The organism is Clostridium sp. UBA2485 (assembly GCF_002341865.1).
Classification (GTDB): domain Bacteria; phylum Bacillota; class Clostridia; order Clostridiales; family Clostridiaceae; genus Clostridium_J.
On the sequence record NZ_DDOV01000030.1, the window covers coordinates 19926 to 27563 of the forward strand.

At 27.1% G+C, this 7638-nt stretch carries 5 protein-coding genes; all 5 read left to right on the top strand.

Features of this window, described 5'->3' with window-relative positions:
• Window positions 1-2 precede the first annotated feature (2 nt).
• Window positions 3-917: a permease gene (locus B3603_RS03870; protein WP_291560967.1), complete on the top strand. Its 915-nt coding sequence runs from the start codon at window positions 3-5 to the stop codon at window positions 915-917.
• Complete coding sequence (locus B3603_RS03875) at window positions 918-1661, top strand: TIGR03943 family putative permease subunit (protein WP_291560969.1); 744 nt, start codon at window positions 918-920, stop codon at window positions 1659-1661. It begins immediately after the preceding gene.
• Window positions 1662-2141: 480 nt separating this feature from the next.
• Window positions 2142-3734 carry a sodium-dependent transporter gene (locus B3603_RS03880; RefSeq protein ID WP_291560971.1) on the top strand — a complete coding sequence of 531 codons (1593 nt, stop codon included), beginning with the start codon at window positions 2142-2144 and terminating at the stop codon, window positions 3732-3734.
• Window positions 3735-3848: 114 nt separating this feature from the next.
• Window positions 3849-4304, top strand: coding sequence for a hypothetical protein (locus tag B3603_RS03885; protein WP_291560973.1), 456 nt, complete (start codon window positions 3849-3851; stop codon window positions 4302-4304).
• Between the two features lie 818 nt (window positions 4305-5122).
• Window positions 5123-7638 (top strand): non-ribosomal peptide synthetase (locus B3603_RS03890; protein ID WP_291560976.1); only part of this gene is annotated, 2516 nt, incomplete at its 3' end.

The following is a 7638-nucleotide window of genomic DNA, read 5'->3' on the forward strand; positions in this document are numbered from 1 at the left end:
AAATGATAAATAATAAAGATATATTTTTTACAATATTTATAAGCATAGTTTTAGAAGCGTTACCCTTTATAATACTAGGTTCTTTTATAGCAGCAATAATTCAAATTTATGTGTCAGAGGATACAATAAAAAGAATAATCCCTAAAAATAAACTTTTAGGAACAATAATTGCAGCTTTATTAGGAATAATTTTTCCACTATGTGAATGCGCTACTGTTCCTATTACTAGAGGACTAATTAAAAAAGGTGTACCATTTAATATAGCTATAACTTTTATGTTAGCTGCACCGATTGTAAATCCTATAGTGCTTACTTCTACTTATTATGCATTTAAAGACATGCCTTATATGGTAATGTTAAGAGGGGGAATAGGATTTTTAGTAGCTATAACTATAGGATTGTTAATAGAGGGTTTGATAGATAAAGATAAAGTTATAAAGGATAATGGCACTAGTAATTTCTGTAGCTGTGGATGCAATGATTATATATTTTATAATAATAGCAAAATATCAAATATATTAAATCATTGTTCAGCTGAATTGCGTAATATAGGTGGGATGCTTATAATTGGGGCATTAATATCAGCAGCTTTTCAAAGTTCTATACCTAGAAATTATTTATTAATGGTTGGTGAAAACAGTATTTTATCTATAATTGCAATGGGAGCTTTTGCTTTTATAATTTCACTCTGCTCAGAAGCAGATGCTTTTATAGCAAGTAGTTTTATAAATCAATTTTCTCTAGGGTCTATTGTAGTATTTTTAATTTTAGGACCTATGATAGACATAAAAAATGTATTTATGTTAAGTAGTGGTTTTAAAAAAGGATTTATTATAAAACTTCTCCTATTAATTTTTGTAGTATGTTTCGTTAGTGGATGTCTAGTAAACATTTTTATTGCAGGGAGGGTGGTATAAATGAAAAAGTTTAATTTGAATGAAGTAATTTGGTTTTTGATTTTATTATCTCTCAGCTTATCTTTGTCAAACTTGATATATACTAAAAGAATTTTTAGTTTTATCCATCCTAACATGGTTAAATATATGTATTTTGTACTAGCATCTCTTATAATTTTAGATTTATTTCAATTTAAAAAAATATTTACTATAGAAAAAAGAGAGAAGATAAAGTACTCTTATCTTTTATTTGTTATTTTATTAATATCTATACCACTAGTAAAAACTGATACAATAAATAGCAGTATGGCAAATTTAAAGGGATATAAATATTTTAAGAGCAATAATAGCGAATACTCTTCTTTTAATAGTTTACAAAATATTGATTTAAAAGGAAAAATTGAAATAGATGAAAAAAACTTTATGAATACTTTTGAGGAAATTGTTAATAATTTAGATTATTATGAAGGAAAGAAAATAGTAGTGGAGGGCTTTGTTTATAAGAATACTAGTTTTGAAAATCAACAGTTTTTATTGTCTAGACCAGTGATGAATTGTTGTGCAGCAGATGCAGAAATTTATGGTATATTATGTGAATATGATAAGGCTGATAAGTTGCAAAAGGATAGCTGGGTAAGAGTTGAAGCTACTATTCATAACGTTATAAGTAAATATGATAGAGAAGTATTTAATTCACCATTATTAAAGGTAATTTTAATAGAACAAGTTAAAAAACCTATAGTTGAATATGTTTATCCTAAATAAGTCTTAAAATTAAGGCTTATTTTTATTTAGGGCATCTTTTGAAGGAAAATATGGAAAAAATACGAATAAATTTGGATAGTATATTTTTTGCCAATTTAAAGAAAATAAAATATTAAAAATTTTTAAAGGTTACAGAGGGATTTAAAAGAAACTGTAAAAGTTTAACAAAATCTTTTAATAACTAGTGCGAATTAAGAGGAAGAGATGATTATAATAGTCAAAAAATTAACAAATAATTTTCTTAATGTTGCAATTTTAAAGAAAACGTTTAAATGACGGATGGATTATGAAAAAATAATACAATTCATATAAATAGGAATATTTAAGGATTTAAGCGCATAATAATTATAAAATATTTCTTTAGGTGATGATATGGAATAGAAGCTAAAATTCTTAGAATGAAATTAATAAATTGTTTAATTGCATTTTAAACGCTATCTTGATAACATTATTGTAAGATTTTTATAAGGAGGTAGTATTATGGATCAGAATCGTAGAGAGAATTGGGGAACGAAACTTGGTCTCATTCTAGCTATGGCAGGAAACGCTATAGGGCTAGGAAACTTCTGGAGATTTCCTTATCAAGCAGCTAAAAATGGTGGGGGAGCATTTATGCTTCCGTATATATTTGCATTGTTAGTAATGGGGATTCCTGTAATGCTCGTTGAATGGATGCAAGGAAGAATTGGAGGAAGGTATGGTCATGGTACTGTTGGATACATGGCTTACTTACAATCAAGAGACAGATTAAAGCCTAAAAAAGCAATATTCTTAGGAGCTTTATGTGGAGCTTTTGCTATTGCAGTAACTGTACTTGTAAATTCATATTATAATCATATTATTGGGTGGTCTCTTGGATATTCTTTCTTTACAGCCACAGGTGCCTATCAAGGTATTCAAAGTACTGGAGAATTTTTTGTTAGTTACATTCAAGATCCAGCTAAAGTTCTTGTATTTTGGCTAATAGCCCTATCAGTACTTGCCTTTGCAGTAACAAAGGGAATACAAAAAGGAATAGAAGCATGGGCAAAAATAATGATGCCATTACTATATACTTTTGGAATTATATTGATAATTAAATCGCTAACTACTGGATCGCCAGTAAATCCTGAGTGGTCAGCATTAAAGGGACTAAATTATTTGTGGAAACCAGATTGGAGTGCTCTTAATTTTCAGGCGACTTTAGCAGCTAGTGGACAGATATTTTTTACACTGTCAGTAGGAATGGGAATAATTCAAAATTATGCATCCTATGTAAGGCAAGATGATGATATAGTGCTTTCAGCATTGACTACTGTCTCTTTAAATGAGTTTGCAGAAGTAATATTAGGAGGAACTATTGCAATTCCTATTGCTTATGCATTTATGGGTCCGGACGGAATACAACAGAGTATAGGATTATCCTTTATCGCACTTCCTAATGTATTTATGAACATGTCAGGAGGACAAATAATTGGTGCGTTATGGTTCTTGTTATTATTCTTTGCTGGTTTTACATCTGCAATAGCCATGTATAATTATTTAACCACAATCTTCTCAGAAGATATGGGACTTTCAAGAAAAGCTGCTTCTTTTGCAGTATTTGCATTATATATTATAGTAGGATTGCCAGTGGGATTAGAGCCAATTTTAACAAAGACGGATGTAATGGCATATTTTACTGAAATAGATAATTGGGTAGGTTCATATTTATTAGTTATAGTTGGACTCTTGGAGGTTATAATTACCGGTTGGATTATGAAAGAAGATTTTACAGAAGGAATTAACAATGGTTCTTATTGGAAGCTTCCACGATGGGTATATACTGTTGTTATAAGGTTTGTAACTCCAATAACTATACTTGTAGTTCTTATTGGATCCACATTTAACTATATAAGAGATGGATATTTTAGATTGATTCCAAGCTTTGTTGAAAGCACACCGAACCTTGTACCATGGGTAAATGGTGCTAGACTGGTTATATTAGGAGTTTTAATAATAGGATTTGTGGGAACTTATAGAAGTATTAAAAAGGTTTATGGAAAAGAAATTGACTCAAATAAAGTTATAGTCAAGAAAGGATTGGGGGCATAATTTATGGAAACAACAGCAATATTTTTCTTAGTATTTTTCTGGGGATGCATTTCTACGGCCGTGGTAGGAACACTTTCTTCATTATTAAGACATCAAAGGGCAGAGAAATAGCTTATGGTAGCAGTATCTAAAGAGGATAAAATTATTATTCAAAAAAAAGCTTATAATATTTCCTTTCAATTTACATTATTAAGTGCATGCCTAATAGCATTGTCACCACAATTTTTTGGGCCTATATTGGCTATAGTTTTTATACTTCCTATATATATGGCTATTAAAGGAATTAAAAACAGAAGAAAAAGTGGCTATTTAATTGCTATGGGTATAATACCTATAGCTTTAGGAGTATCAATGCTTTGGATAAGATATTTTATATATATAATTCCAAATTTAAATAAAGAAATATTAAAGCTAAGCTCAAGTATTGGATTTTCCTTTGGAACTATAAAAGTAATAACATTGATATGTTCAATATTGGGTATAATTTTGTTTATATTAAGTATAACTACTTTTACATCCCTTATAAAGAATAAGAAAATTTTTAACTCAATGGTAGATAAAAAGAGATAGGTGGTGAAAAGAGATAGACGTTATGTTTATCTCTTTTTGTTTTAGGTATCTTTAAAAAATATTATATATTTAATAAATATTTAGAGAGGATTAGCATATATTAGTAAAAATATTTTATTTTCCAGATTTAAATTTATTTTTAGCAATTTGGAGGTAGTTTTTATGGAAAGTAGTGCTATTTTGTTTTTAGTAGTATTTTGGGGAGCCATAGTTGGAACAGTAGGTATAACTTTGACTTCATTGATGAAGCATCAAAAAGCTGAAAATAACTAAAGTCATGATTTCAAGATATATGTAGAAATAATATCTTATAATTAATAATTAAATTTAATATTAAACTAAATTTCATAGGAAAACCAGCTTAAGCTTAATAAATAAGTTTAAGCTGGTTTTTTAATTTGGTTTACTATATTGATATCAAAAATAATTAAGGATTAATGAATATTATTAATTTTTAATATTCATTTTTGAAGTTTAAAAATTAAATAAAACCTAGTAAATTTCATTTATTTATAATAATTTAAATAAAAAAATAAGGTTTTAAGCGTTAACAATTGTTAACAATTTGTTAATAATAGTAACATTTTACTAAAAACTACAATATGTTACATTTTATATTTGTATAATAACAACTAGAAACTGTAATTTTTTATAAGATTATGGCATGTATAATTAATTGGATTGCTATGATAAAAAATATAAATTTTAATACCTAGGTATGAATAGAAAAAATATATGCATAAAAACTTTAATTATTATTGAAAATACTAGTTTTGATAAGTCTTATAATAAACTAAAAAATAAGAAAGAGGGATTTTATGTTACTAAATGAAAATAGCTTTACAAGTGAATTACATGAATATTCACTTACACCATATCAACAGGATATTTGGATAAAGCAACAAATATATCCTAAGAATGCTCTTTACAACATTGGAGGATATATGGAAATAAAGGGAAAGATAGATTTAGATATCTTTCAGAGGTCCATAAATATATTAATAGAAGAAAATGATGCACTAAGAATAATGATTAATGAAGTTAATGGAGAACCTACTCAAAAGTTTTTATCAAAATTAAATTATACTGTACCTTTTCATGATTTTTCAGAAAAAGAGAAATCAGAGGAGTATACTTTACAGTGGCTACAATCAGAAATGATAAAACCTTTTAACCTAAATAACAATATTCTTTTTCAATTTGAATTAATAAAAGTTAATACAAATTTATATTATTGGTTTACAAAAATACATCATGTAATTGTTGATGGATGGTCAATCTCTCTTATAAACAAAAGAGTTATGAAAATATACAACAGTCTTATAAAAGGAGATCTTCCAGGAGGAGACAATTTATATTGTTATAAAAATTTAATACTAGAAAATAAAGAATATTTAAATTCTAAAGAGTATGAGAGAGATAAGATTTATTGGAAGAAGAAATTAGAAGTATTACCAGATCCTCTTATCACGAAAAAAGCAGATACAGAGAACGATATAAATAACTATATAGTAAGTTCTAGGAAAACATTAACTATAAAACGTTCAGCTTATAATAAAATAATAAAAATTAGTAAGGAAAATAATTGTTCTGCTTTTCATTTTGTTTTAGGAACAATGTTTACTTATTTTTCAAGAGTTTATGACAAAGATGAACTTATAATTGGTGTACCAGTTTTAAATAGAAGAAGTGATAAACATAAATCTACAGTAGGACTTTTTGTTAATTTATTACCATTAAAGATAAAAATTGATAATAATTTAAAATTTATAGATTTCGTTGTAAATATAAAAAAAGAATTGGTTGAAAGTTATAAACATGATCAATTTCCTTTAGGACATATAGTTAGAGAAGTCTATAGCAATAGTGGCCATGAAAAAAACTTATTTGATGTAGTACTTTCTTATCTAAAGCATGATTATTCTCAAAAGTTTTCTGACTATGAAACAGAGTACAAGCTACTTGCGAATAGATGCGAAAGAAATGCACTAACGACTTTTGTAAGTGATTTTGGAGATGAGAAAGATATAAATATAGATTTTGATTATCAACTTAAAGTATTTGATGAGAGTTTTCCTATCGACAGTGTTATTTCACACTTTGAAAATTTATTGTATCAACTTGGTAATAACCCTTATAATCGTCTTTGTGATATAGATATTATTACAAAGGATGAAAAGAGAAAAGTTTTATATGATTTTAATAATACAAAGACTAAATATGTAAAAAATAAAACAATACATGAGTTGTTTGAAGAACAGGTGAAAAATACACCTAACAATATAGCAGTAGTATATAAAGATAAGCAGTTAACCTATAATGAATTAAATGAAAAATCCAATTATCTAGCAAAATTATTAAGGGATAAGGGAGTAAAAGTAGATACAATAGTAGGAATAATGGTAGAAAAATCTTTGGAAACGATAATTGGAATATTAGGAATATTAAAAGCAGGAGGAGCTTATTTACCTATAGATCCACAATATCCTAATAAGAGGATAAAGCACATTATAAATGATAGTAATGTAAATATAATATTAACTAAAAATTATTTTATAGAGGATATAAATTTTAATGGAGAGATAATAGAATTTGAAAATGTAATGGATTCTATTGAGGGATTACCTAATTTACCAAATATAAATAAGCCAGAGGATTTGGCTTATTTAATATATACATCAGGTAGTACTGGACAACCAAAAGGAGTTGCAGTAGAACAGAAAAATGTAGTAAGGCTTGTAAATAATACTGATTATATTAAATTTAAAGAAAATCATAGAATATTACAAACAGGAGCAATAGTATTTGATGCTTCAACCTTTGAGATTTGGGGAGCATTACTCAATGGATTGCCATTGCATCTAATCAGTAACGATATACTTATGAACGTAAAAAAATTAGAACAATATATTCAAGAGAATAAAATAAGTACTATGTGGTTAACGTCACCATTGTTTAATCAAATATCAAAAGAAAAACCGGAAATGTTTGAAAATCTAGAATATCTTTTGGTAGGAGGAGATGTATTATCAACTAAACATATAAATAATGTGAGAAGTAAAAATAAAAAATTAAATATTATAAATGGTTATGGACCAACAGAAAATACTACATTTTCTACATGTTTTCACATTAATAAAGATTATAAGGAAAGCATTCCTATAGGAAAACCAATAGCTAATTCTACATGNNTTTATAAAACCGGTGATTTAGTGAGATGGTTGCCAGACGGGAATATAGAATTTCTGGGAAGAATAGATCACCAGGTGAAAATTAGAGGATTTAGGATAGAACTAGGAGAGATAGAATCGAAACTTTTAAAAAATGAAAAAAT

Coding starts and splice junctions, on each gene's coding strand:
- B3603_RS03870 (WP_291560967.1), top strand. CDS start 3: ATGATAAATAATAAAGATATATTTTTTACAATATTTATAAGCATAGTT.
- B3603_RS03875 (WP_291560969.1), top strand. CDS start 918: ATGAAAAAGTTTAATTTGAATGAAGTAATTTGGTTTTTGATTTTATTA.
- B3603_RS03880 (WP_291560971.1), top strand. CDS start 2,142: ATGGATCAGAATCGTAGAGAGAATTGGGGAACGAAACTTGGTCTCATT.
- B3603_RS03885 (WP_291560973.1), top strand. CDS start 3,849: ATGGTAGCAGTATCTAAAGAGGATAAAATTATTATTCAAAAAAAAGCT.